The sequence below is a fragment of the Citrobacter sp. Ct235 genome (genome assembly GCF_030332305.1).
In the GTDB taxonomy this organism is placed as follows: Bacteria; Pseudomonadota; Gammaproteobacteria; order Enterobacterales; family Enterobacteriaceae; genus Citrobacter_A; species Citrobacter_A telavivensis.
In genome coordinates this window covers 87,163-111,563 of record NZ_JAOWIC010000047.1, presented here as the reverse complement: position 1 = coordinate 111,563, position 24,401 = coordinate 87,163, and the positions used below count along the sequence as shown (strand labels likewise).

Annotated in this window: 24 protein-coding genes; 6 read left to right on the top strand and 18 right to left on the bottom strand. The window is 53.6% G+C overall.

The annotated features are described in order from the left end of the window. Positions 1-215: 215 nt before the first annotated feature. From yaiA to OGY35_RS13605, 3 genes are all read right to left on the bottom strand, one after another. Entirely contained in the window at positions 216-407 is a 192-nt protein-coding gene (gene yaiA, locus OGY35_RS13615) for a protein YaiA (protein ID WP_152405687.1), read from the bottom strand. A gap of 25 nt (positions 408-432) precedes the next feature. Further along, positions 433-978, bottom strand: a complete 546-nt coding sequence (gene aroL, locus OGY35_RS13610; RefSeq protein WP_286632545.1) for a shikimate kinase AroL — start codon at positions 976-978, stop codon at positions 433-435. Positions 979-1,160: 182 nt separating this feature from the next. Beyond that, positions 1,161-1,619, bottom strand: a complete 459-nt coding sequence (locus OGY35_RS13605) for a YaiI/YqxD family protein (protein WP_152405689.1) — start codon at positions 1,617-1,619, stop codon at positions 1,161-1,163. Positions 1,620-1,767: 148 nt separating this feature from the next. Between OGY35_RS13605 and proC the strand changes: the two genes are divergently transcribed. Then, entirely contained in the window at positions 1,768-2,577 is an 810-nt protein-coding gene (gene proC, locus OGY35_RS13600; RefSeq protein ID WP_152405690.1) for a pyrroline-5-carboxylate reductase, read from the top strand. A 15-nt stretch (positions 2,578-2,592) separates the two neighbouring features. Here proC and adrA read toward each other — a convergent pair whose 3' ends face one another. From adrA to OGY35_RS13570, 6 genes are all read right to left on the bottom strand, one after another. Then, a complete protein-coding gene (gene adrA / locus OGY35_RS13595; RefSeq protein WP_152405691.1) occupies positions 2,593-3,693 on the bottom strand; it encodes a diguanylate cyclase AdrA in 1,101 nt (366 codons plus the stop codon). A 118-nt stretch (positions 3,694-3,811) separates the two neighbouring features. Beyond that, the gene (gene psiF / locus OGY35_RS13590; RefSeq protein ID WP_046476107.1) at positions 3,812-4,132 is read right to left on the bottom strand and encodes a phosphate starvation-inducible protein PsiF; all 321 of its coding nucleotides are present in this window, start codon (positions 4,130-4,132) and stop codon (positions 3,812-3,814) included. A 128-nt stretch (positions 4,133-4,260) separates the two neighbouring features. Then, positions 4,261-5,676 carry an alkaline phosphatase gene (gene phoA / locus OGY35_RS13585; protein WP_286632544.1) on the bottom strand — a complete coding sequence of 472 codons (1,416 nt, stop codon included), beginning with the start codon at positions 5,674-5,676 and terminating at the stop codon, positions 4,261-4,263. 99 nt (positions 5,677-5,775) lie between these two features. Beyond that, positions 5,776-6,036 (bottom strand): anti-adapter protein IraP, encoded by a 261-nt coding sequence (iraP, locus tag OGY35_RS13580; RefSeq protein WP_152405694.1) that lies wholly within the window; start codon positions 6,034-6,036, stop codon positions 5,776-5,778. Between the two features lie 252 nt (positions 6,037-6,288). After that, complete coding sequence (locus OGY35_RS13575; RefSeq protein WP_286632543.1) at positions 6,289-7,494, bottom strand: multidrug efflux MFS transporter; 1,206 nt, start codon at positions 7,492-7,494, stop codon at positions 6,289-6,291. A gap of 168 nt (positions 7,495-7,662) precedes the next feature. Further along, positions 7,663-8,319, bottom strand: a complete 657-nt coding sequence (locus tag OGY35_RS13570) for an extensin-like domain-containing protein (RefSeq protein WP_286632721.1) — start codon at positions 8,317-8,319, stop codon at positions 7,663-7,665. 131 nt (positions 8,320-8,450) lie between these two features. Here OGY35_RS13570 and ddlA point away from each other — a divergent pair, with 131 nt between their 5' ends. After that, entirely contained in the window at positions 8,451-9,545 is a 1,095-nt protein-coding gene (gene ddlA / locus OGY35_RS13565; protein ID WP_286632542.1) for a D-alanine--D-alanine ligase, read from the top strand. A gap of 45 nt (positions 9,546-9,590) precedes the next feature. On the opposite strand, the gene OGY35_RS13560 is transcribed toward ddlA, so the two are convergent. After that, positions 9,591-9,797, bottom strand: coding sequence for a DUF2754 family protein (locus OGY35_RS13560; protein ID WP_046476092.1), 207 nt, complete (start codon positions 9,795-9,797; stop codon positions 9,591-9,593). Positions 9,798-10,053: 256 nt separating this feature from the next. Here OGY35_RS13560 and OGY35_RS13555 point away from each other — a divergent pair, with 256 nt between their 5' ends. After that, complete coding sequence (locus OGY35_RS13555) at positions 10,054-10,362, top strand: YaiY family protein (protein WP_152405697.1); 309 nt, start codon at positions 10,054-10,056, stop codon at positions 10,360-10,362. Positions 10,363-10,373: 11 nt separating this feature from the next. On the opposite strand, the gene OGY35_RS13550 is transcribed toward OGY35_RS13555, so the two are convergent. The 3 genes from OGY35_RS13550 to OGY35_RS13540 all read right to left on the bottom strand — a co-directional run bounded on the left by OGY35_RS13550 (position 10,374) and on the right by OGY35_RS13540 (position 13,354). After that, positions 10,374-11,468 (bottom strand): DUF1615 domain-containing protein, encoded by a 1,095-nt coding sequence (locus OGY35_RS13550; protein WP_286632541.1) that lies wholly within the window; start codon positions 11,466-11,468, stop codon positions 10,374-10,376. Between the two features lie 14 nt (positions 11,469-11,482). Next, positions 11,483-12,703 carry a peptide antibiotic transporter SbmA gene (gene sbmA / locus OGY35_RS13545; protein WP_286632540.1) on the bottom strand — a complete coding sequence of 407 codons (1,221 nt, stop codon included), beginning with the start codon at positions 12,701-12,703 and terminating at the stop codon, positions 11,483-11,485. A 117-nt stretch (positions 12,704-12,820) separates the two neighbouring features. Next, positions 12,821-13,354: an isochorismatase family protein gene (locus OGY35_RS13540; protein WP_286632539.1), complete on the bottom strand. Its 534-nt coding sequence runs from the start codon at positions 13,352-13,354 to the stop codon at positions 12,821-12,823. A gap of 328 nt (positions 13,355-13,682) precedes the next feature. On the opposite strand from OGY35_RS13540, the gene ampH reads away from it, so the two are divergent. Next, the gene (ampH, locus tag OGY35_RS13535) at positions 13,683-14,840 is read left to right on the top strand and encodes a D-alanyl-D-alanine-carboxypeptidase/endopeptidase AmpH (protein ID WP_286632538.1); all 1,158 of its coding nucleotides are present in this window, start codon (positions 13,683-13,685) and stop codon (positions 14,838-14,840) included. On the opposite strand, the gene iprA is transcribed toward ampH, so the two are convergent. Both iprA and ehaB read right to left on the bottom strand, forming a co-directional pair. Beyond that, the gene (gene iprA, locus OGY35_RS13530) at positions 14,841-15,464 is read right to left on the bottom strand and encodes a hydrogen peroxide resistance inhibitor IprA (RefSeq protein WP_286632537.1); all 624 of its coding nucleotides are present in this window, start codon (positions 15,462-15,464) and stop codon (positions 14,841-14,843) included. Between the two features lie 88 nt (positions 15,465-15,552). Then, a complete protein-coding gene (gene ehaB, locus OGY35_RS13525) occupies positions 15,553-18,474 on the bottom strand; it encodes an autotransporter adhesin EhaB (protein WP_286632536.1) in 2,922 nt (973 codons plus the stop codon). Between the two features lie 510 nt (positions 18,475-18,984). On the opposite strand from ehaB, the gene hemB reads away from it, so the two are divergent. Beyond that, entirely contained in the window at positions 18,985-19,959 is a 975-nt protein-coding gene (gene hemB / locus OGY35_RS13520; protein ID WP_178823375.1) for a porphobilinogen synthase, read from the top strand. Between the two features lie 121 nt (positions 19,960-20,080). After that, entirely contained in the window at positions 20,081-21,781 is a 1,701-nt protein-coding gene (gene olsF, locus OGY35_RS13515) for a bifunctional ornithine lipid synthase OlsF (RefSeq protein ID WP_286632535.1), read from the top strand. Between the two features lie 178 nt (positions 21,782-21,959). Here the strand turns inward: olsF and tauD are convergent, their stop codons facing one another. From tauD to tauB, 3 genes are read right to left on the bottom strand one after another with little or no spacing between them, the layout of a single operon-like run. After that, complete coding sequence (gene tauD / locus OGY35_RS13510) at positions 21,960-22,811, bottom strand: taurine dioxygenase (RefSeq protein WP_286632534.1); 852 nt, start codon at positions 22,809-22,811, stop codon at positions 21,960-21,962. Then, complete coding sequence (gene tauC, locus OGY35_RS13505; RefSeq protein ID WP_042324634.1) at positions 22,808-23,635, bottom strand: taurine ABC transporter permease TauC; 828 nt, start codon at positions 23,633-23,635, stop codon at positions 22,808-22,810. The genes tauD and tauC overlap by 4 nt, the downstream gene beginning before the upstream one ends. Continuing rightward, on the bottom strand, positions 23,632-24,399 hold the full coding sequence (gene tauB / locus OGY35_RS13500; protein ID WP_152405707.1) for a taurine ABC transporter ATP-binding subunit: 768 nt from the start codon (positions 24,397-24,399) through the stop codon (positions 23,632-23,634). The genes tauC and tauB overlap by 4 nt, the downstream gene beginning before the upstream one ends. Positions 24,400-24,401: the final 2 nt, after the last annotated feature.

The window sequence follows — 24,401 nt, the reverse complement described above, 5'->3', positions numbered from 1 at the left end:
GGGTAAATGCGCTGCACCACTGCCGACACTTACCTTTGCAAATGCAAAAAAGCGTAGCAGGTGCAGCACAAATCGCTGTGTAAAGATTCCAGATAATTCCAGTAATAGGTTGTTATTGTTTGATGTTAGTTTTCAGGTACAACGATTCTTCGGTGAAAAATGTGATGCTGGTAGGGTTTGCACTCACTCAGATTCCATTCCGAGCCGTTCAGTCATCAGGTTTTATCGGGATCTTCGTAACGGGCTTTCGCATCCATCGCTTCCTGCGCGCTGGGATGCTCGCTGATTAACGAATCCGGTTTCGGGTGATCGGCGCGCAGCTGATACCAGGTGACCGTCTGCCCCGGCGTCCCTTTCTCAATGGTGACAATATACGCTTTACGTGGATAAGGCGGTTTGGTTGGCATAGTGCTTCCTTCTGTCGAATGAAGTTTAAGTATAGACCCCGCCTTGTCTGCGCAGCGCGCACTGCGCCAGCCTGAGCTGAATTTCAGAAATCACCTGGCTGGGTGATTTTGCTGCATCAATGATGAAATGGGCCGCCTCGCGATACAACATGTCCCGCTGTTGCAGTACCTCCTGCACCTCTTCGCTCAGGGGTTTACCGGTCAGCGTGGGACGCAGCTCCTCTTCAGGCGACGCCTCAAGACGATTAACCAGCGTTGGGACCGGCGCGCTTAAATAAATGACGATGCCGTTATCACGCATAAAATGGCGGTTATAGTCGGTGAGAATAATTCCTCCCCCCGTCGCGACGACCGTCGACGGCGCGGTCACCGCCTCCAGCGCAGCCGTTTCTCTGGCGCGAAATCCCGGCCAGCCTTCACGCTCGACGATTTCCGCCACGGTCATTTGTACCTGCGACTGCAGCCATTGATCGGTATCCACAAACCGACAGCCAATTGCCGTAGCCAGCGCCATGCCAACCGTTGTTTTTCCACAGCCGCGTGGGCCAACAAGATAAAGCGGTTGCGTCATAGTGGGCGTTCCCCAGAAAGCCGCAAAGCTGCGGGATCAGATGTCATTAAAGGAATAATCATACCATCAAACTAGTACGGCGTTAAATGTAAAGAATTCATTCCACTCAAAGTAGAAATATCAATGCATGCCCTACTATATCAAGAAATGGCGCTGAGGAAAGTGTAAAAAATAAATTACATTCACGCTTTTCTGCGCTGAACTTCCAGCCACCACTTTTCCAGCTCCGCCGCAAAATGCTGGCGATCGCGCGCAGAGAGGCTATCCGGCCCCCCCGTCTGGATCCCGCTGGCGCGCAACGTATCCATAAAATCGCGCATCGTCAAACGTTCACGAATGGTCGATTCGGTGTAGCGTTCACCACGCGGATTGAGCGCAGATGCGCCTTTCGCCAGCACCTCAGCGGCCAGCGGGATATCGGCAGTGATGACCAGATCGCCTGCCGCGCACTGACGCACAATCTCGTTGTCCGCCACGTCAAAGCCCGCAGGAACGCGCAGCGTACGGATATACGGTGACGGTGGCACGCGCAGGCTCTGGTTCGCTACCAGAGTCAGCGACATTTGCATGCGCCCGGCAGCACGATAGAGGATCTCTTTAATTACGTTCGGACACGCATCCGCATCCACCCATATGGTCATACTGTCTCCCGTTTCTTGTGCAATCGGCTATTGTCTCGTGCTTTTGCGCTGCGGCAAAGTGCTGTTTATCCTTCATGCGTCTTTCAATCCGCGCTAAGCTAGGCTTTATCAAACAAAACAACAACTATCACCCATAGGGAGTGACGAGATGGAGAAGAAAATCGGTTTTATCGGCTGCGGTAATATGGGGAAAGCGATCCTCGGCGGCCTGATTGCCAGCGGTCAGGTGCTTCCCGGCCAGATCTGGGTCTACACCCCTTCCCCCGATAAAGTCGCCGCGCTGCACGACCAGTACGGTATCAACGCCGCGCAGTCCGCTCAGGAAGTGGCCCAGGTGGCGGATATTGTTTTCGGCGCCGTGAAGCCGGGCATCATGATCAAAGTACTCAGCGAAGTCACCTCCAGCCTCAATAAAGAGTCGCTGGTGGTCTCTATTGCAGCAGGCGTAACCCTCGATCAACTCGCCCGCGCGCTGGGGCATGACCGGAAAATCGTACGTGCAATGCCGAATACGCCATCGTTGGTTAATGCCGGGATGACGTCGGTGACGCCAAACGCGCTGGTTACCCCGGAAGATACCGCTGACGTGTTGAACATTTTCCGCTGCTTTGGCGAAGCCGAAGTCATTGCCGAGCCGATGATTCACCCGGTGGTTGGCGTCAGCGGCTCCGCCCCGGCGTATGTTTTTATGTTTATCGAAGCAATGGCCGATGCCGCTGTACTGGGCGGGATGCCGCGCGCGCAGGCTTACAAATTTGCCGCTCAGGCGGTCATGGGTTCGGCAAAGATGGTGCTGGAAACCGGCGAGCATCCTGGCGTACTGAAAGATATGGTTTGTTCGCCTGGCGGCACGACGATTGAAGCCGTCCGCGTACTGGAAGAGCGAGGATTTCGCGCGGCAGTAATTGAAGCGATGGCGAAGTGTATGGAGAAGTCAGAGAAACTCAGTAAGTCCTGAGTGAACAACCGGACGTCAGGCCGCCACTTCGGTGCGGTTACGTCCGGCATTCTTTGCTTTGTAGAGCGCCAGATCGGCTGATTTCAGCCATTCCCGATAGTGACCGAACTGCGGGGTTAACGGTGCAACGCCGACGCTGATATGCAAAATAACCTGCGGCGCGCAGGCCAGGCGTAGCCCTTGTAACCCCTCATGAACCCGCGACATCGCCGCTATGGCGCTCTCCGCTGGCGTACCGCACATGATCACCGCAAATTCATCGCCACCAAAACGCCCGATCACATCGCTCCCGCGCAGGGTCATTCTCAACTGCTGGGTCAGCGCCAGAATGGCTTCGTCGCCAACGTCATGTCCCCAGGTATCGTTAATGCTCTTAAAGTGGTCGATATCGATGATCAGCAGCGTGGCATCCCGATGCTGGCGACGACTGTGCTCAAATTCATTGCGCAGTAATATTTCCCAGTGCCGCCGGTTGTAGACCCCCGTCATGCCGTCACAGGTGCTCATCACCTGCAACCGACGCTTGTGCTGCGCCAGTTTTGTCGCGGCCTGATAGCTGACCCAGGAGAATAACAGCGGGTATATCACCATGACCGGCAGCGTCAGCCCTCCTTCCAGTGGTGCGCTTCTTAAGGCCAGAGAGACGCCCGTCAGCTGCAGCGTGACCAAACAAGCGATCACCATCAGGGCAAGCCCGGTGATAAACAGTCGCGCGCCGCCTGCGCCCATCAGATTCATGCACATGATCATCAACAGCGCGGTGGAGGGCAGCGCATTGGCCCCCATCAGACCTATCCACATTCCGGCGAGGACCGCATCCGTTTTTAAATTGGCAAATTCCCGACTCAGCGGATCGACGGCCCTGCTGGCGATTTGCCAGGCCAGGTGTGGCCAGACGAACGCCCATCCCACCAGCAACAGCCACCAGACGCCGGATACGGGATTCGCGACCAGCGCTGCGGCGACAGGGAAAAACATCCCCCCCAACGCCACTGCACGCGGCACTCTCACTCGCCGGGCGAATCGCAGTCCAGAGCGTTGATGGTCATTTTGCTGCGATGAAAAAGACTCTTCATCCAGGTCGACCGCTTTTTTGTAAAAGTTTTCGTCATTCATTATTTTTTGGGAACATTCTGAAACAATTTTCCCAAATTATAGAGACGGGTGTGGCGGGGAAAGTATGATATTTCGGGTGAGCGTTTTTCTTTGCTCACCCGTTAGCACTACGTCGGCGCTACGCCGCTTTCTTCAGGCAGGCACTCATAAACTTACTGCGGTCGTCACCTTTCAGCGATTGTTCCGTCGCCTGGACGTTGCATTCGCGCATTTTTTGCTGTTGCGGCGTCAGGCTTTTTTCACCGGGAGCTGACTGACTGTTTTTAAGGCAATCGCTCATGTATGTCTTACGGGCATCGCCTTTCAACGTCTTCGCCGTCGCCTGTTGATTACAGGTGGTCATGCGCTGCTGCTGCGGCGTTAATGTTTTCTCCGCCGCACCAACGGTCGTTAAAAAGATCAACCCAAACAATAGGGTAACCAGTAATGTTATTTTCATAGCACCATCCTTTTTTGAGTATTCACTCGACTATCTCCCGCAGGTAAACGCGGGGATATTCAGATAAGTCTGGCTGCTAACAATAAAAAAACCACCCGACAGCAAACGTTATCCTGTCGGGGGCTGGATTATTTCAGGCCTAACGCCGCTTTCATGGTATAGAACAGATCGGTTTGATCGGTCAGCCCGACCACGTTGGCCGCATGAGGACCGTAGGCCGCAATGCGCAGCTGGCTGCCCGTATGCTCCTGAGATTCCTCTTCGGAGTTACCGTAGCTGATTACCATCACGGCGCCATCTTTGGTGTTTAACGCCTGGGTCAGACCCGGCGCTTTTGTCTCCGGCGCGACGATCTGGCTGGCGTGGGCGTGATCGGCGGTGACGATCACCAGCGTGTTACCCTCTTTCTTCGCAAAGGCCAGCGCGCGCTGTACGGCTTCGTCCAGATCCACCGTCTCGCCAATCTGTCCGCAAGGATTGGCGGCGTGATCCTGTTTATCGATAGAGGCTCCTTCCACCTGCAGGAAGAATCCTTTCTCATTTTTACTGAGCAACTCAATGGCTTTGTCGGTCATTTGTGCCAGCGTCGGCACGGTATCGTCGCGTTTTGGATTCGGCGCACAGGTCACGGCGGGCTTATCAATATTGCCGTGATAAGACGCTTTGGGGCCTTCCCAGCGCACAGGCATGTTGCCGTCAGAGAACAGTCCCAGCAGCGGTTTGTCCTGGCTGGCTTCGCCGATTGCCGCCAGTGAGGCCGCGTCGCCGACCAGTTGGTAACCCCGGGCCAGAGCCTGTTCACGCAGCGTTTTTCCCTGCCATTCGCCCGCCGTCGCAGTTTCGGCGAACGTTTTCGCGCCGCCGCCCAGCGTCACATCCGCACGGGCATTCAGCAGTTGTTCGGTTATTGAGCCTTTGCCACCTTTTTCCAGCGCATTCGTCGGGCATTTCTCGCTCGTTACGCTCGGGCCATAGCATTTACGTGACGTGACGTGCGCCACCAGCGCGGCAGGCGTGGCATCCTGCAACTCTGCGGTTGAGACGTTACCCGTCGCCAGCCCCGCCGCTTTCGCCATTTCCAGCAGCGTCGTGTGATCTTTTTCGTGAATATCGACGCCCAGCGCGCCGTTATAAGTTTTCACGCCGGTTGTCCATGCGGTTGCCGACGCAGCAGAATCTGTCACGTAATCCGGCTTACCGGTTTTTTTATTCAGCGCATAATGGGTGTATTGACCGGTCAGCGGTAAGGCATCAATCCCTTTAAAATAACCACCTGCACCTTCAGCATAATTTCGCGCAGCGGTAATTTCTGAATCACCCATACCATCGCCAATCAATAAAATAATATTTTTTGCGGGTTTATCATTCAGTGATTCGCGCAATGCTTGTGTTTGATCGGCCGATAATCGGCGTGCTCCGCCTGGCGTTGTAATATCACCCTGCGCGGCACGGTTTTCCAGTACCGACATTGATGATGTTTCAGAATGACTAACGGGGATATACAGCAGCGGTAACAATGCAAGAGCGATAGCGCTTTGTTTCACTTTATTTTCTCCATGTACTTAATACACTTAAAATAAAAAACAAAGCGACTATAGGTCTCTGACATGACAGGTATATGACAGCGTAGAAGCTGAATAAAACTAGTAACGAGGATGCCTCAACAACTTCTGTACATACTGGCGCAGCAGCTCCGTATCGTTATCCGGAACGCTGGCATCGGGCTTTACGCCATCAAGTGCGCCCTCAACCTGATGAATCAACAGTTGCTGCTCGTTCTGAGCCATATTGCGCAGCATCGCTGTAACGATAATCTCTAATGCTTCTACCTGAGCAACCAGTTCTTTTGACTCTTCCTCTTTCTGGGCAAGCTTAAGCAACAACTCAGCTATTAGATTTTTCATGACCGCATTTCCTTATCTAAAGAAGGCTGACGGTATCACTATGAATCCATGCTGCCTAGAGGCTGAAAGTAGTATTTTTATAAGAAAGGAAAGACTTTGCGTAAATAATCACAGAATACGGTGAGCGAAACGTTTCTCGCAGAAAAACAGAACCCGAAATTAAAAGTCATGAATAAAATAGTCACCCCCGGCCATAAGTTAAAGTTATGATAAAAAAACGATCGGTTTCACTTAAGTCATTTTTTAATCGCTTTACACCTGCTTACGGATATTTCGCCGCTGGCGCAGGACAAGGGCTAACTGACAAATGTTAATCATCACAATGACCGCAGTGGCAATAAATACCCAACGAAATCCCGCCATTGCCGACACCGTTGCCCCCATTAGCGGACCCGCGACATTGCCAAGATACATAAACGATTGGTTATAACCAAAAATACGCCCGGTTATTTGGTCGCTGGAGTATTTGACCAGCAGCGTCTGGACGGCAGGCAGCATTGCGCCATCGGCAAAACCGAGCAGAAAACGTAATACACCAAGCTGGAAAGGCGTCGTGACCCACGACATGGCAAAGAACAGCACGACCGCACAAATCAGCGTCGCCATCAAGATCCTTTCGGTGCCGATGCGATCCCCAAGCTTACCAAGCCGGGGCGCAGAAATCAGTGCCGACACCCCAGGCACCGAGGCGATTAACCCACTCAAAAAGGCAATATTGTTACTGTCCGGGGCCATCGACTTAATAAATAGCGCCAGAATCGGGCTGATTGAACCATTGCACAACTGAATCACCAGCGTGGTGAAAAACAGACTGACAACCAACGCCGGATATGGCAGCGAAGCAAATACGGCTTTCCCGCTCAACCGCTCGCTCTTTTTCAGCGTCGGGCGGACACCTTCTTTAATCAAAAAGAGGGTGACCAGAAAGCTGACGACCAGCAGTATTGCGGTGATAAAAAAGACCGGACGTAATCCCACATGATCGGCAATAAAACCGCCCATCAGCGGTCCGCCAATCACACCGCTGATTTGCGCAGTCGCCAGAGTACTGAGTGCCCATCCGCTACGTTCACGAGGCACCTGAGACACCACCAGCGCCATCGCATTTGGAATATAACCGGACGTTAAGCCCATGATGCCGCGCAGCAGAAAAAGCTGCCAGACGTTGGTGGCAAAGGCTTGCAGCAGTATCGCAATGGCCATGCCAAGCGAAGCGCGCAGCAGCATCAGCTTGCGACCTTTGCGGTCTGCCAGGCTCCCCCAGAGCGGAGAGACTATCGCGGAGATTAAGAATGTGACACTGAAAGTCAGACCAGACCACATCGAGAGCGCTTCATGGGAGGTCACCCCGAGCTGCGAAATATACAGCGGCAAAAATGGCAGGATTTGACTGATTGCCAGACCGGTAAAAAAGCAGCCGAACCAGACGGAAATGAGATTAACTTTCCAGGATTCCATAAACGCTCATCGTGATAAATAGCAGAAAACGCCGGTTAGTTTAACAATCTCCGCGTCTGTCAGGGGATCCAGAGGTGCGCTGTCGCGCAATTTACTATTTTATCTTCCCGTTCACCATTTTTGTGAAATACATCACATTAAAACCCAACAAACCACAGGGCTTTATGCTTAGCGACAGAGGCCAACTCCCCGCATTCCCAGATGAAAATGGTTGGCGTGGGCGGCGTTGTAGTCCGGTCCTAAGCCGTTGCCATAGTACTGACAGCTCACGCTGAGCAGTGCCCGCAGCCACGGTGCGCTTTCCTCCTGCTTCCAGCCGCGCAGAACGGTGAAGTGCCGGCCGTCGGCAAGGCTAAAACCGCTGATATCCAGGGCCTGCGCGCTGGCGTGCTCGCTACGACGCGCGTCAGGACGATGGTAAATATTACGACAGGCGAAGCTGCCGAGATGCTCGATCCGGGTCAGCCGGCTCATCATCAGACGTTCCGTCAACGGCACAGCCTGTTGCCCGACATACAGCGCAGAACTCAGCGCTAACGGACAGGAAGCAAGGAAGCTGCTGCTCAGTTTGACGGCGCCGAAATCCCGCACCCGTACCACGTCGGTTAAGGGGCAGTCGCCGGTACTGTCGGCCACGGGCTGTGACGTAATCAGCTTCTGCTGGTTTGCCTGCAGCAACAGCGCCTGGCAACGTGCTGGCGTCAGACGCTTAAGCTTAAATTGAGTGAGCCAGTTTGGCGGGTCAGATAACTCAAAAGGGGTGAGCGGGTTGTAATAAGACGGCAGATAGCGATATCCCACGCCGCACGCCACGCCCAGAAGCATCATCAACAGCCAGCCTTTTCCTTTCACGCACCCTCCCGTGCAATTCTCCTTAACATTATGGCAGAAGCCCGCGAATCCCTCGTTTTGTCGTGGTAATGTATACGCTTTGCGTTCGGGGGAATGGGTTTAAGATGGCAAAGTTGCGGGTAGGAATCGTATTTGGTGGTAAATCAGCGGAGCATGAAGTGTCATTGCAATCGGCAAAAAATATTGTCGATGCCATCGACAAGACCCGCTTTGATGTCGTGTTGTTAGGCATTGATAAACAAGGGCAGTGGCACGTCAGCGATGCCAGCAATTACCTGCTCAATGCGAACGATCCGGCGCATATTGCGCTGCGTCCTTCTGCGACCAGCCTGGCACAGGTTCCAGGCAGACACGAGCAGCAGTTGATTGATGCGCAGAATGGTCAGCCGCTGCCAACCGTGGACGTGATTTTCCCGATTGTACACGGCACGCTGGGTGAAGATGGTTCATTACAGGGGATGCTGCGCGTGGCGAATCTGCCCTTCGTCGGTTCCGACGTACTGGGCTCTGCGGCGTGCATGGATAAAGACGTCACCAAACGTTTGTTGCGGGATGCCGGACTGAGTATCGCGCCGTTTATTACGCTGACGCGCGCCAACCGCAATACGATAAGTTTTGCAGAGGTGGAAGCCCGTCTTGGCCTGCCGCTGTTCGTTAAGCCGGCTAATCAGGGATCGTCCGTCGGCGTCAGTAAGGTCACCAGCGAAGCGCAGTACGCGCAGGCCGTCGCTCTGGCGTTCGAGTTCGATCACAAAGTGGTGGTAGAACAAGGGATCCAAGGGCGTGAGATCGAGTGCGCGGTATTGGGCAACGATCATCCGCAGGCCAGCACCTGTGGCGAGATCGTGCTCAACAGTGATTTCTATGCCTACGACACCAAATACATTGATGATAACGGCGCGAAAGTGGTGGTCCCTGCGGCGATTGAGCCTCAGATCAACGACAAAATCCGTGAGATTGCCATTCAGGCGTATCAGACGCTGGGCTGCGCTGGCATGGCGCGCGTCGATGTCTTCTTAACTGCCGATAATGAGGTGGTGATTAATGAGATCAACACCCTGCCAGGCTTTACCAACATCAGTATGTATCCGAAACTCTGGCAGGCCAGCGGTTTAGGTTACACCGATTTGATCACCCGTTTGATCGAACTGGCGCTGGAACGCCACGCTGCAGATAATGCGCTGAAAACGACGATGTAATCAGCGCTGTCCCGGTAAGCCTGATGGCGACTTTACTCATCAGGCTTATGCCGCTTCATCCTCCACGCGACGACGAATAATCAATCCTGCCAACCAGAAGCTGATGACCCAGGTCACCAGACCCACGGCATAGGTTTGCCAGCCTTTAGCTTCAAAGCCCAGCAGCCCAACAACACCGTTCAGAATGAAAATCAGTCCGATAGCAAAGGCATAGTAATGCCAGTCACGGCGTATTTTTACAGGCAGGTTCATGGCAACTCCCGAGCGAAAAAAAGCATCATTGCATATTACGGGAAACCGGTCTGTGTCGTATGCGGAATTTCTTAAATGTTGCAAAATTTAATTTAAGGTAACCAATTTGTGACAACCAACAAGAATCTGCAATCCAGGATTCATCCCAGACTGAAATTACCATCATTCTGATATTGACAAACGCGATGACCTGTCAGACTCACGGTAAGTTACTGGCATGGTGTCAGAGATGCAGAATTACTCGCGGAGGTCATTTATGGCTGATTTCACTCTCTCAAAATCCTTGTTTAACGGGAAACATCGAGAAACCGCCTCTACGCCAGGCAACATTGCTTACGCCGTGTTTGTTCTGTTCTGTTTTTGGGTCGGGGCGCAGATCCTGAACCTGCTGGTTCATGCACCGGGCGTATATGAGCACCTGATGCAGGTACAAGAGACGGGACGCCCGCGCGTGGAGATTGGGCTGGGCGTCGGGACCATCTTTGGTCTGGTGCCGTTTCTGGTCGGCAGTCTGATTTTCGGTGTCATCGCCGCCATCCTGCGCTGGCGCTACCGCCGCCAGTAATGGCCCGGCGATTACTGCCCCATACACGTCGCCCGACGATCGTCGACCCGTTTTGCAAACCAGGCCGTGGTGAGATTACGGGTGATTTTCGGGCTTTCCAGCTGAATACCTGGCAGCATTTCACGCGGTAACGCTTTCCCCGTTTTTGTCTCAGCAAGCTTAAACACGTTTTCGTAAAGCGCCGTTTCTTCAAATGCGAGACTGTCGCCTTTCTCCAGCTGCCGGCGGATCTCGTTCTCACTGAGACTCAGTTTGCCCGCCAGTTTACGCACCGCCAGCTCCGTTTTACCGGCTTCTTTACTGCCGTAAGCAATCAGATCACCATCCAGCGCCAGTTTGACGCCGCTGGCTTTACTGACCGCATTCTGAAATGCGGCGTTACGACTGGCATACCATCCGGCGTTGAAGTCGGCAAAGCGGAAAATCGGCGCACTGTAGTTGGCCGGGTAATTGAGCAGATGATAGGTTCCGAACCAGAGTCCACCGCGACGGCTGAACACTTCCTGGCGTACCGTTCCCTCCATTTTCCACGGATACCCTTTGCTGTGCTGCTCGGCAAACGCAATGCTGACCTGCATCGGGCCGCCGGTGTGTACCGGATTGAGTGAACCAAACAGCGTCTGCCCCATTGGCACCATATTGATAAAATCATCAAAAATGGCACTGAGCTGTTTTTCCGTTTTTACCGTATCCAGCCGCTCGCTGTAGCTTTTCCCGTTCGGGGACGTGATTTTCAGCGCGGTATGCACGAGGAAAACCGGGATGTGCATCCGCTCGGCTCGTCGGTCTATTTCCCGCCAGGCAATTTTGCTCAATCCCGGAACGGCCGGATCGGCCTGATAGCTGGACTCCTGCTGCGCGACCGCCAGCACCGAACAGATATTTTCCACCGTGGGCGCCAGCTTCTGGCTTTCAAAGGTTTTGGCAATATCCTGCGCCCAGCCGTCCCGATCCTTCACGCTGGCCGGCATTTTCTGGCGCACCACGCTTGCGACGTCTACCGGTTTCTCGCCTTTCTTCAGCGGTTGCGAGGGCTGACTGCTACATCCGGCCAGCACCAGCCCGGCCAGCAATGACAATGGGAAAAGACGAGACACCGCCGACATAACGTTTCCTTTTGTTAACCAAGAGTGTGGGTGACAGCCTGAATATCCTGCTCGTCCAGTTCGCGCTCAAAGCTGCGCAGACGTTTATAGATAGACATCAGTTCGACCAGCGTCGTCCACGAGTTGATCAGGTACTGGAACGCGCCCCGCACCTGGCTAAAGACGTTGTTAATTTGCGTCATCAGACCCAGGGTAATCGTACCGGCAACAATCGACGGAAACAGCAGGAACAAACCGAAAACGTTGTCCACCTGCAGATAGAGAATGCGCGCGATATTAAAATACATGTAGTGAAAATAGAGGCGGAAATAGTTCTGGCGCACCGCACTGAACAGCTCACGAACCGTCGGCGGCGTGGCGCGGTTGGCATCGTCTTCCCCGTATACCAGCTCTTTACGATAGGCTGCTTCCACTCGCTGATTTTTAAATTCCAGTCCCGGAAGTTTGAACCCGACCGCCGCCAGCATACCGGTGCCCATCAGCGACCAGACGATCGCCGCAATCACCAAGCCGTAAGGCACATGGCCGACAATCGGCAGCTCAGGCACGTGCGGAGAAAGCGCAACCAGCACCGGCAGGAAGGCGATCAGCGTCATGATGGCATTGATAAAGCCCACGCCCATGCTTTCCAGCGTTGAAGCAAAACGCATGGTGTCTTCCTGCACACGCTGCGCTGCCCCCTCGATATGGCGCAGATGCTGCCACTGCGCCATATAATATTCGTTCATCGCCGTACGCCAGCGGAACACATAGTGGCTGACAAAAAAGTTGTTCAGTACGCTAATCACCACGGCAATCAGCGCGATGCCAAGGAAGATCCCCAGTTCGTTATAGAACTGGCTCATGGTGACTTTATGCGGCGCGCTGAGGGCGGTCTGGATCAGATCGTAGAATGGCGCGTACCAGGCGTTGACGGCCACCCCCACTTCGACCAGAAACCAGGTGACGAAGATAATCAGCGAGGTGCCAAGAATCGACCAGTACTGCCAGCGATGCGGACTGTAGAAAAACCAGAACAGCGCAAATACCCCGACACAAAGCACATAGTAGGCATAAAAAATCAGGTAACTCAGCGACCAGAAGCGGGCAGCGCTAATAGGTACAGTGCCTGCGGCGCCAGTCAGTCGCGCAATCCAGTCCCCCCCTCCAGCCTGCCAGAAAATAACCGCAACTAATGCCCAAATAAAAGCCGAAAGGAAAAAAGGACCCGGCTTTGGGAAAAAAGACTTAAACATGATGCTCTCCTGCTAACTTCTTATCGTTATGACAACTGCTGTGTTTTTCCACCGCGCGGGTTGAAAATAAACGGTCACAACAGGCGAAACCGCCCATTGTGACCAACATGGTGGCGCTTAGTTCGTTTTCCAGTCCTGAATAATTGTTTCGACGGGTTTCACCCACACCGGATTGTCCGGTACGATCAGATTGCGCCAGACATCATTATGGTGCGCAATCAGCGTCTGGGCCGGTGCGGCCGGGCGATGGGCGGTGGTATGGGCATCTTCCGCAACCGTAATACGATAACCCCGACTGGCACCGTTTCTGATGGTGGTATCGACGCAATAGTCCGTCGCACAGCCGCAGATGACAAAGTGCGAAATCGCCTCATCGTGCAGTAACTGTTCGAGGGCCGTTTTGTAAAAGGAATCGCACGCGGTTTTCGTGACATATTTTGCATTCGCTGGCGTGTTCAGTTCTGGCAGCAGTGCGAACCCCGCACACCCCTCTTCCAGCCCTCCCGCCTCGGTATGCTGAATAAAAATCGTGAGATCTGCCGCCTGCGTGAGCTGATTAATGCGTTCCACGCACGCTTCCCGGCGAATACGCGGCGTGGCAAACACGCCGATTTGCATATCAACAACCATCACAACCCGTTTTTCAGACATCGTCAGCCCCATCAAAGAGTGGTAATGAAAGATTATTGCACGCCCAGGATCACAAAAGCGGACTTTCTTTCGCGGCAAAAATGGCGCGTTTACGTGCCGTTACGTTTTTCTCACTATCCTTGCTCTAATTAGCGCTTTGCAATGTGCCGTTGCGTAGTATAAATACGCATACACATCATCCTTCAGGCTGTCTCTTTGTTGGCAATGCTCATAACCCCCAGTCACATAGTTTACTATGCTGCTGGAGATTTACTCGCTTGCCGCCTCGAAGCATCCCGAATGATTTCGTGTAAAGGTTTTCACTTCATCTCATTCATGGACATCACCGTTGAAACGTAGTCTGCTTTTTTCTGCCGCGCTGTGTGCGGCGTCATTGACCTCAGTCCAGGCGGCTCAACCTGTCGCCGACCCAGTTTTTGCGTCTGATATTGTCGAGCGTTATGCCGATCATATTTTTTATGGCAGCGGTGCGACGGGGATGGCGCTCGTCGTGATCGACGGCAACCAGCGCGTCTTTCGCAGTTTCGGCGAAACCCGACCGGGCAATAACGTGCGCCCACAACTGGATTCGGTCATTCGCATTGCGTCACTCACCAAGCTGATGACCAGTGAAATGCTGGTGAAACTGCTCGATCAGGGTACGGTTAAACTGGACGATCCGCTGAGTCAGTATGCCCCCGCCGGCGCGCGCGTACCGTCATATGAGGGAAAACCGATCACGCTGGTCAATCTGGCGACGCACACCAGCGCGCTGCCCCGTGAACAACCTGGCGGCGCGGCAAAGCGTCCGGTGTTTGTCTGGCCGACGCGGGAGCAACGCTGGAGTTACCTCTCCACCGCGACCCTGAAAGCCGCACCGGGGTCGCAGGCGGCCTATTCCAACCTGGCGTTCGACCTGTTGGCCGATGCGCTGGCAAATGCCTCCGGCAAACCTTATACCCAACTGTTTGAAGAGAAGATCACCCGCCCGCTGGGCATGAAAGACACCACCTATACCCCTTCTCCCGATCAGTGCAAACGTCTGATGGTAGCGGAAAAAGGGGCCAGCCCGTGTAATAACACGCTGGCAGCCATCGGCAGCGGCGGCGTTTACTCAACGCCGGGTGACATGATGCGCTGGATGCAGCAGTATCTGTCCTCTGATTTTTACCAGCGCAGTAATCAGGCCGACAGAATGCAGACGCTGATTTATCAGCGCGCGCAGTTAACGCGGGTAACGGGCATGGATGTTCCCGGCAAAGCCGATGCGTTGGGATTAGGCTGGGTCTATATGGCACCGAAGAATGGACGCCCGGGAATTATTCAAAAGACCGGCGGTGGCGGTGGGTTCATCACCTATATGGCGATGATTCCGCAAAAAAATGTGGGCGCGTTTGTCGTCGTCACTCGCTCTCCGCTCACCCGTTTTACCAATATGAGTAACGGTATTAACGATCTGGTCGTCGAACTGAGCGAAAATACACCGCGCGTGGTTCCGGCATCTTAATCAATATTCAGAAGGCAAACGGTTGATACCCATCAGTTTGCCTTTATTCATTTCGATATAGCCGCCTTTACGCAATGCAGCCAACACCTCAGCCACCACGGAACGAGAAATGCATGTGCGCTGGTGAATATAATTCATGACGCCAATGCGGGAACGTAATCCGTCCTCCCATTCAATCATTGAAATCAGTGTCGAACGGATCTGTTCATAAGAGTTTTTACCGATTAACTGCCCATCTCGTTGTTCCATCATACGGTTCTGCCATGTCAACCAGTAGAATGCTTCACGCCACAACTGGCATTCTTCAATAATTGCAACGGTTTGTGAGGAAGAGAGGTAGTATCCCGAACATATTCCCTCGCTAACGAGATCGTACTGAACATCATTTTTCATCACCCCATTGGTCAGTCCCATAATAAAAGGGGCCTGCCCAATACCAACCAGAATATGTTCATTACGTCTTAACGAGATAATCCCTTCCAGAATCACTAATGTCGTGTCAGGGTTCTTTTCCGTGGAATAAAGAAGATGCTTTTCATTAGTATATGAAAAATGGGTGCCATATTGAGACAAGGACTTATCGAGCTGATCAAATTCTTTTAACGGTTTATTCAGAGATAACATCTGCGCGTTCCTTGCATTAATGCCCGTCAAATCCTTGACGGGCATTTTTTAGATTAACTACGCTATATCCATTTCCGTAAGGGAATAATTACCAGGTATATTTAACGCCCGCGTTGGCCGCCCAATTCTGATCAACATCGCCACCACCGAGGTAGTTCGCATCGGTATAGGCACTGAAGTTCTTGGTAAAGCCGAACTGCGTACCCAGACCAACACGAACCGCTGAACCTTCGGTGCCGTTGTCGATAGAGTCGCCGTTGACATCAGCATTGTTGTTCGCATCGTCATACACGTAGGCCAGTTTGAAGTAAGGCGTCAGCGCCTGATCCTGGCTGTAGGTGAAGGTATAACCGGTATCTACACCCAGTTCATAGCGCATGCTGTCGTAAGACTGACCATCAGCCTGCATATTGTTGCTCAGGCGATAACCATCGTCAGACTGGAACAAGCCAGACACGCTGCCGTATGGAGTAACATAACCCGCATCACCCACTTTCCAGTCGTAACCCAGTTTCAGACCGAAGCCCCACGCATCCGCAGAGGTGCTGCCATCAACATACTGACCGTCGCTCATATTGGCAGACAGATCGTTGTTAAAGTGAGAGTAGCTCAGGTTGCCATCTACAAAGATGTCATTGGCAAAGCGAGCTGAAGAGTAGAGGTAGGCAGACTGGCTGTCCTGATCCACTTGACCGGTATGGTCGCTCATGTCGCCTTTCGCGAAGCCCGCCGCTGCACCGACAATCCACTTCGCGTTATTACCATCAACTTTGGTATCCACACCCACCATGATGCCGTTGACATCCTGATCGTAGTTAATGGTGCCGTTATCGCCGTTGAAGTTGCCGCCGAAGTAACTGACCCATGCGCCGCCGTTATCCGCCAGACCATGACGAGAGTTGGTCAGACGCGTCCCAACCGTATCTTGCTCCAGGTTCCAGATATTGGTATTCGCAGACGGAATGCTCAGCGCCATGTTAGCGTAGTCGGTCAACTCCATCTGTTGCATAACAACGGTGTTGCCCTGCTGCTGGGCCTGATAGGTGTACGCGCCCAGGTCTGCTTTGTTCGCGGCAGAGAAGGTAGCGGTGCTGTGCTTATCGTTAACGTAGATCAGCTCTTTGTCTTTGTAATCCGCGATGGCGCCTTCACCGGTGGCGTTGTTGATACGCACTTTGTAGTTGCCGGTTGCCGCAGCAACATTGTCGCCCGCATTGTCCACTTCAGACTGATCAGCGCTGTATGCATCACCGTTACCGTTAATGGTCAGGTGACCATCGGAATTCATGGCGATCACACCGTAACCATAGTTAGACTTCGTGGTGTCTGCGGTACGATCGTTGGTCAGATCGGCATCCAGCACATAGTTGTTACTGTGAATATCAAATACACCGGCATGCACATTGCCATTCGTATCGGTCGTGCTGGTCAGATTCAGGGTATCCGTCTGCAGCGCATAGTCCGCACTGTTACCGACATCCAGAACACCGTCATTTGTGACCTTAATGGTGTTGGCATACAGTGCAGCATCACCTACGCTCCAGCCTGCAGCCACATCATCAGCGATGGTGACAGTACTGTTGTCGACAGTCAGAGTATCCGTTGCCACATGACCGTCTTCACTGATGTTCAGCGCGGCGCCACCGGTCAACGCAATGGTGTCAGAAACCAGTGAAGAATCGGCAACATTCACCACAGAACCGCTGTTGATGCTCAGAGTATCAATCAGAGAAGCTTTAGTGGTATCCCACTCAGAACCGCCGTTCAGCGTGACATTGAACAGGCCGCTTTGATAAACCTCGTTGCCAACAACGTGGCCATCTTCATCATAAGCGGTGTCGCCATTGTCAATGCCATAGGTAGACGATGGCCACAGGCTGTTCGCGGTAATGTCGATCAACGTAGCGGTAGCATCGGTACCCGCTGCAACACCGTCGTAAACGCCGTCACCATCGGTGTCCACCTGATGCACAGACATCGCCGCACCGACCCATTTGCTACCGTTATTCAGGGTAACATCCATGCGGTCAGTACCATCCCAGCCGTTAGTATCGACAGTCGAGTCGGTATCACGATAGCTGTCCGCGCCGTTCGGGAAGAAGTTTTCGTCGAAGTTGCTGGAGAAAACCACATCGCCCATCAGGGTCGAATTACTGAGATTAACCGTCGTCTGCATTGCATTATCTGCAGACGGATTCGCAATGGCGGAAATCGCAACGTCATCAGCCGTCGCAGTATTGCTGTAGTCGCTTGCGTTACCGTTATTGCCAAACCAGCCTGAAGTCCCTTCATCTGACCATGAACCAGAGGTCACGGTAGAGTCCTTCACCGTAATGGTGCTATTGAACACTTCATTGCTGTTTACGCCCGTGCTAACGGTGTTGTCGTCAACATCACTCCACTCGTAACCCTGAGTCAGCGTAATGCCTGCCACGTGAGAGTTGTTGGTAATAGACAGGTCAACTTCCTGATCCAGGGTGATCGCAGTGCCCATGTTGTAGACATCAACAACGTGCGTATCTGCGGTGCCGTCAGTATTGGTACCGTTGTAGGTATAATGTTCGTAGTTATCGTCGATCGTTGAGTTATCAACGGTGAGCGCCAGACGATCGTAAACATAGCCGGTATCACGACCATCAGCGCATTCGCTCGTCATGCACTCAGACGTAATCATTCCGTGTACAGTGCTGTTTTTAATCGTCAGGCTGTTGCTATTGGTGTTGGTAGAAAGACCATCATCCAGATAGTAAGTTGAAATCACACCGTTTACGGTTGCGTTATTGATTACCGGATAGATATCTCCGTTATACACGCTGTCGGTGCCGTAGTTATTCCAGCCGACGTAACCATCGTAGTACACACCATCCGGGTTCGTCGCATCGTTATAGTGGTCAAATGTGGTGTAAGTCTTGCCAGAAATATCCGTTGAAGCATTCGCCTGAGAAGTGATTGCCAAAGTGCAGGCTAATGCTAATTGTGAGACTACAAGTTTCTTTTTCCAGGAGTGCATTTGTCATCCCTCCTCAGGGACGTAATAGTGTTGATCCATCAAATATCAATGCATAGAAAACATTATGTTTCGCAAGGAGGATTATGCGGTGTCTCCAGTGAAAGGTTCAATTATTCTTTCCCTGCAGTCCGAAAACGGACAATAATAAAAACCAGGAAAACGCTTAATTGAAAAATATAAAAATCCATACAAATCAATATAATAAATCAAAATGAAAAGCAGAACTCATATAGTAAATCAATACTTAGCACAGCGATAATTGACAATAATTAATAAATAAAAACCCACTAAACTTAAATATCAGCACATTTAAATAAATAGATATTTAAAATAAACAAAGAAAAGAAATAAAATATTCAAATATAAATATTTAGCTATTCATATAAAAAATTGCCAGGCTATCCCATTTATTTATCAATAAAACAAAACCATAAGGCCCATTTTCGTAAAACACTCGCACACGGCTTCAGGTATACTATGGCCTTCAATTTCACAAACATCAGGCATCTCATGACAGACTTAATCCATCGCCCTCGCCGTCTGCGCAAATCTGCAGCGCTGCGCGCCATGTTTGAAGAGACAACACTCAGCTTGAACGATCTGGTGTTGCCGATCTTTGTTGAAGAAGAACTCGACGACTACAAAGCGATTGAGGCCATGCCCGGCGTCATGCGCATCCCGGAGAAACACCTGGCGCGCGAGATCGAACGCATTGCCCACGCCGGCATCCGTTCCATCATGACCTTTGGCATCTCTCACCATACTGATGACACCGGTAGCGACGCCTGGAAGGAAGACGGGCTGGTGGCGCGGATGTCGCGCATTTGCAAGCAGACCGTACCGGAAATGATCGTGATGTCAGATACCTGCTTCTGCGAATATACCTCCCACGGTCACTGCGGCGTGCTCTGCGAGCACGGCGTGGATAACGATGCAACACTGGCAAACCTCGGTAAGCAAGCCGTTGTCGCCGCAGCAGCAGGCGCAGACTTCATCGCCCCTTCTGCCGCAATGGATGGACAAGTGCAGGCGATTCGCCAGGCGCTGGATGCGGCAGGCTTTACCGACACGGCCATCATGTCCTACTCCACCAAATTTGCCTCTTCGTTCTATGGTCCGTTCCGTGAAGCGGCAGGCACCGCGCTGAAAGGCGATCGCAAAACCTATCAAATGAACCCGATGAACCGTCGTGAAGCGATTCGTGAATCGCTGCTTGATGAAGCGCAGGGCGCGGACTGCCTGATGGTAAAACCGGCGGGTGCCTATCTGGACGTGCTGCGTGATATCCGCGAGCGTACCGAGCTTCCCCTCGGCGCGTATCAGGTCAGCGGCGAGTACGCGATGATCAAATTTGCTGCCATGGCAGGCGCCATTGATGAAGAAAAAGTGGTTCTGGAAAGTTTAGGTGCCATCAAACGCGCTGGCGCGGATCTGATCTTCAGCTACTTCGCGCTGGATCTGGCAGAGAAGAAACTCCTGCGTTAATTTTTCCGTTACCTTGCCGGGTGGTCTCGCCATCCGGCCCTTCCCCAAAACGTCACCCAAACGTCATACAAGCGACACTTGCCGCTTCTACTGTCAGCACAGAACAGAAGGAGATGCGGCTATGTTTAGTCTCGATAACGTACTCAACGACCTTTGGCCTGAGGCGAGGCCCGCGCCCTGGCAAAAAAAGATGCTTCAGCGCGTATTGTATGAAAAAGAGTTCCAGCAGTTTGCCGCCCGCCACCGTCATCTGAAAGGCGTCGATATGGTGGAACAGGTCCTGGAGCATCTGCAAATACGCTGTGAAATTCCCGAGCATCACATCGAAAACATCCCCGAAAATGGCCCCCTGGTGATTATCGCCAACCACCCCACCGGCGCGCTGGACGGACTGGCGCTCATCTATGCCCTCTCCCGCGTGCGTCGTGATATCAAAGTGGTGACCAACCGACTGCTTTCTCATCTGGAACCCCTGCGCTCGCTGTTCATCCCGGTAGACAATATTCAGGGACGGACGCCGAAATCGTCGTTACAGCAAATGGATAGCCACCTGCAGGCTGGCGGCGCGCTGGTTTTCTTCCCGGCGGGTGAAGTCTCACGGCTGACGCTGCAAGGGATCGCCGAGCGCCGCTGGCATTCCGGGTTTATCCGCATGGCGGAAAAGTACCGGACGCCGCTGCTACCGGTGCATATCCAGGCTTACAACAGTCCACTGTTCTATGCCTGCGGGCTGGTTTCTTCCAGCGCCACGCTGCTGCTGTTAATGCAGCAAATGTTTCGCCGTCGCGATAGCACGCTGCCCGTACGCATCGGTCAACAGATTGCCTGGACACAGTGGTCCGCGAGCAAAAGCAACGTTCGCGAACAGGCGGAAAAGTGTCGAAAGCATGTAATTGCGTTGGGCAAAGGCCAACCTGGCGTTTTTCGCACCGAATCGACGATCGCCCCACCGGAAAACAGAGTCCGGCTGAAACGCGAGCTGGCACGAACGGAATGTCTGGGGCAAACCGCCGATGGCAAGCAGATTTACCTCTGGCAGCGCAACGGGCAGGAGGAAGCGACGATCCTGCGCGAGTTGGGACGACTGCGTGAAATCGCTTTTCGCGCCGTCGGTGAGGGTAGCGGCAAACGCAGGGATATCGATCGCTACGATGATGACTATCTGCATCTGATCTTATGGGACGAGGAAGACCTTGAGATCGTCGGTGCTTACCGGTTCATTCCCTGTGCGCAGCAGCAGAAAAAGCAGGGGCTGGAGGGACTCTACAGCCACAGTCTGTTTGATTACGACGAGCGGATGTCGGACATCATGCAGCACGGTATTGAACTGGGACGCAGCTTTATTCAGCCGCGCTATTGGGGACGTCGCGGGCTGGATTATCTCTGGTCTGGAATCGGTGCCTGGCTGGCACGTAACCCGCAGTATCGTTACCTGTTCGGGCCGGTGTCTATCTCCGGGGGATTGCCGCCGGATGCGCGCGATCTGCTGGTGGCCTTCTATCGACTATGGTTCCCGCCGACGCATCCGCTGGCCGTTTCGCGCCAGCCGTATCCCGCTTCGTTGCCGGATGTGCTGGCACAGTTTGCGGGCAACGATTATCACGACGATCTGACGCGGCTGAAGTCGCTGCTGGGCAATCTTGGCTGCGGCATTCCACCGCTCTATAAACAATACTCAGAGCTCTGCGAACCCGGCGGCGTGCAGTTTATCGATTTCGGCAGCGATCCGGATTTTAACCACTGTGTAGATGGTCTGGTGCTGGTGGATTTAACGTATCTGAAGGCTAACCGCTATCAGCGCTATATTGGTGAGCACCTGTGATTTTTGCCGGGTGGCGGCTTCGCCTTACCCGGCCTACAGTTTGTAAGTCTGATAAGCAAAGCGCCATCAGGCAATCAACGCTACAATTTCACAGGCCTGATAAGCAAAGCGTCAGCAGGCAGTCAGCCCGCGCGAAAATAAGTTTCGTAGGCCTGATAAGCAAAGCGCCATCAGGCAATCAGCCCGCGCGAAAATAAGGTTTGTCCCCCAGGATCGTCGCCCGGTGCATGATGCGCCGCTGTGGCAGGTAATCCGCATTTGCATAATGCTGCGTCACGCGGTTATCCCAGATAGCCACGTCATTTGGCTGCCAGCGCCAGCGCACCTGAAACTCTGGTTTCGTAATATGCGCGAACAGGAAGCCGAGCAGCGCCTCACTTTCTTTTTCCGTCACATCGACAATGCGCGTGGTGAAACCTTCGTTGACAAACAGCGCCTGCTTACCACTCACCGGATGGGTTCGAACCACCGGATGCAACAGCGGCGGATGCTTCGCCACCGCTTCACGCCAGCGCTGATGCTCCTCTTCTGTCTTACGGTACTTGTATTCCTGGAAGGATTTACGGAAGTCATGTTCCGCCCGCAGACCGCTCAACAGCTGGCGAAACGGTTCCGACAGCGCCTCATACGCCGCAATGCCGCTGGTCCACAACGTATCGCCACCGGTTGACGGTAATTCCTTAGCCGCCAGAATCGCCCCGGCAGGCGGTGTCTCAATAAAGGTGACGTCGGTGTGCCAGTTGTCGTTATCCGGTGGATTATCGTTGTGCGTATCCAGCACGATAATCTCCTCCACGCCTTCGGCATGGGGATAGACCGGATGAATGTGCAGATCGCCAAAGCGCTGAGCCAGCGCGCGCTGCTGCTGTGGCGTGATAGCCTGTTCACGCAGGAACACCACCTGATGTCGCAGTACCGCATGGTAAAGCTGCTCAAACTGATTGTCGCTCAGCGGACGGGTCAAATCCGCTCCCGCGATCTGCGCGCCGATGTACGGCCCCAGCGGGGTAATGCTCAGACGTTCACTCATTGGACTTCTCCATGCCAGGGCGTCAGGCGGCGCTGAAGCGCGCGCAGACCCAGTTCTAAAATAAAAGCGATAATCGCAATCACCGCGATCCCTGCCAGTACCACATCGGTCGCCAGAAACTCACCGGCCGACTGCACCATAAAACCTAACCCTCTCGTTGCCGCAATCAGCTCCGCCGCCACCAGCGTTGACCAGCCCACGCCGAGTCCAATGCGTAATCCGGTGAGGATCTCCGGCAGCGCGCCCGGCAGGATAACCAGCCACAGCACCTGCGCCCGGCTCGCGCCCAGCGATCGGGCGGCGCGGATCCGCACCTGCTGGGCGCTCTTCACGCCGGCCAGCGCAGACATCGCGACCGGGGCAAAAATCGCCAGGTAGATCAGCAGGATCTTGGACGTTTCACCAATCCCGAACCAGATCACCATCAACGGCAAATAGGCCAGCGGGGGTACCGGACGATAAAGCTCAATTATCGGATCGAGAATGCCGCGTAGCGTCGGGCTGAGCCCCATCGCAATCCCGACCGGAATGCCGAAAGCCACCGCGGCCAGCAGCGCCAGCACGATGCGGGTCAGGCTGGCGGCCAAATGCTGCCACAGCGTGGCATCCATAAATCCTTGCGGTCCGGCGATGGTGATAAGCTTTTGCAGCACCTGGTCCGGCGGCGGCAAAAACAGGGGGCTTATCAGTTGCAGCGCCGCAACCGTCCACCACACCGCCAGAATCACCGTCAGCGTCGCAAGGCTCAGGGTTATCTGGCGCGAGAACGGCCAGCGCCACTTCAGCGGCCGTTGGCGCGGTTTGTCGTTGATCACCACACTCATGAGAAGGCCTCCCGTTGTTCAAAGACACGGCTTAAGACGTATTCGCGGGTCGCGATAAACTGTGGATCGGACTTAATGCTGCGGCTCGCTTCACCTGCCACAAAACGGCGGGCAAAGGTCAGCGGCAAACGCTCCAGTACCCGGCCAGGTCCTGGGGACAGCAGTACGAGTTCGGTCGCCATAAACACCGCTTCTTCAATATCATGCGTAATCAGCAGCACCTGCTTGCCGGTCTCATGCCAGAGTTTCAGCAGCAGGGTTTGCATCTGTTCGCGGGTAAAGGCATCCAGCGCGCCAAAAGGTTCATCCAGTAACAACAGTTGCGGATTCGCCGCCAGCGCGCGAGCAATACCAACGCGCTGGCGCTGACCGCCGGAAAGCTGCCAGATAAAACGTTTTCCCGCCCCCTCCAGCCCCACTTTTTTCAACATTTCCTGCGCGATGCTGACACGCTGCGCTTTCCCGATGCCGGCCAGTTGCAAGCCCAACGCGACGTTATCCTGCACGTTGCGCCACGGCAGCAGCCCTTCATGCTGAAACACCACGCCGCGCTCCGCCCCCGGTCCGTCGACGCGTTTACCTGCCAGTTGAATACTGCCGTGCTGATACGGCACAAATCCGGCAATCAGGTTCAACAGCGTCGTTTTGCCACATCCCGACGGCCCCAATACCACCAGCAGTTCACCGCTGTCGAGCGTCAGATTAATATCTTCCAGCGCCGGTTTACCGCCGTAATCGGCATACAGATGAGAGAGTTGCAGCATCA

What these genes read in the sequence shown, in the direction of transcription:
- yaiA (WP_152405687.1), bottom strand. Translation starts at nt 407, where the DNA reads ATGCCAACCAAACCGCCTTATCCACGTAAAGCGTATATTGTCACCATT.
- aroL (WP_286632545.1), bottom strand. Translation starts at nt 978, where the DNA reads ATGACGCAACCGCTTTATCTTGTTGGCCCACGCGGCTGTGGAAAAACA.
- OGY35_RS13605 (WP_152405689.1), bottom strand. Translation starts at nt 1,619, where the DNA reads ATGACCATATGGGTGGATGCGGATGCGTGTCCGAACGTAATTAAAGAG.
- proC (WP_152405690.1), top strand. Translation starts at nt 1,768, where the DNA reads ATGGAGAAGAAAATCGGTTTTATCGGCTGCGGTAATATGGGGAAAGCG.
- adrA (WP_152405691.1), bottom strand. Translation starts at nt 3,693, where the DNA reads ATGAATGACGAAAACTTTTACAAAAAAGCGGTCGACCTGGATGAAGAG.
- psiF (WP_046476107.1), bottom strand. Translation starts at nt 4,132, where the DNA reads ATGAAAATAACATTACTGGTTACCCTATTGTTTGGGTTGATCTTTTTA.
- iraP (WP_152405694.1), bottom strand. Translation starts at nt 6,036, where the DNA reads ATGAAAAATCTAATAGCTGAGTTGTTGCTTAAGCTTGCCCAGAAAGAG.
- OGY35_RS13575 (WP_286632543.1), bottom strand. Translation starts at nt 7,494, where the DNA reads ATGGAATCCTGGAAAGTTAATCTCATTTCCGTCTGGTTCGGCTGCTTT.
- OGY35_RS13570 (WP_286632721.1), bottom strand. Translation starts at nt 8,319, where the DNA reads ATGCTTCTGGGCGTGGCGTGCGGCGTGGGATATCGCTATCTGCCGTCT.
- ddlA (WP_286632542.1), top strand. Translation starts at nt 8,451, where the DNA reads ATGGCAAAGTTGCGGGTAGGAATCGTATTTGGTGGTAAATCAGCGGAG.
- OGY35_RS13560 (WP_046476092.1), bottom strand. Translation starts at nt 9,797, where the DNA reads ATGAACCTGCCTGTAAAAATACGCCGTGACTGGCATTACTATGCCTTT.
- OGY35_RS13555 (WP_152405697.1), top strand. Translation starts at nt 10,054, where the DNA reads ATGGCTGATTTCACTCTCTCAAAATCCTTGTTTAACGGGAAACATCGA.
- OGY35_RS13550 (WP_286632541.1), bottom strand. Translation starts at nt 11,468, where the DNA reads ATGTCGGCGGTGTCTCGTCTTTTCCCATTGTCATTGCTGGCCGGGCTG.
- sbmA (WP_286632540.1), bottom strand. Translation starts at nt 12,703, where the DNA reads ATGTTTAAGTCTTTTTTCCCAAAGCCGGGTCCTTTTTTCCTTTCGGCT.
- OGY35_RS13540 (WP_286632539.1), bottom strand. Translation starts at nt 13,354, where the DNA reads ATGTCTGAAAAACGGGTTGTGATGGTTGTTGATATGCAAATCGGCGTG.
- iprA (WP_286632537.1), bottom strand. Translation starts at nt 15,464, where the DNA reads ATGTTATCTCTGAATAAACCGTTAAAAGAATTTGATCAGCTCGATAAG.
- ehaB (WP_286632536.1), bottom strand. Translation starts at nt 18,474, where the DNA reads ATGCACTCCTGGAAAAAGAAACTTGTAGTCTCACAATTAGCATTAGCC.
- hemB (WP_178823375.1), top strand. Translation starts at nt 18,985, where the DNA reads ATGACAGACTTAATCCATCGCCCTCGCCGTCTGCGCAAATCTGCAGCG.
- olsF (WP_286632535.1), top strand. Translation starts at nt 20,081, where the DNA reads ATGTTTAGTCTCGATAACGTACTCAACGACCTTTGGCCTGAGGCGAGG.
- tauD (WP_286632534.1), bottom strand. Translation starts at nt 22,811, where the DNA reads ATGAGTGAACGTCTGAGCATTACCCCGCTGGGGCCGTACATCGGCGCG.
- tauC (WP_042324634.1), bottom strand. Translation starts at nt 23,635, where the DNA reads ATGAGTGTGGTGATCAACGACAAACCGCGCCAACGGCCGCTGAAGTGG.
- tauB (WP_152405707.1), bottom strand. Translation starts at nt 24,399, where the DNA reads ATGCTGCAACTCTCTCATCTGTATGCCGATTACGGCGGTAAACCGGCG.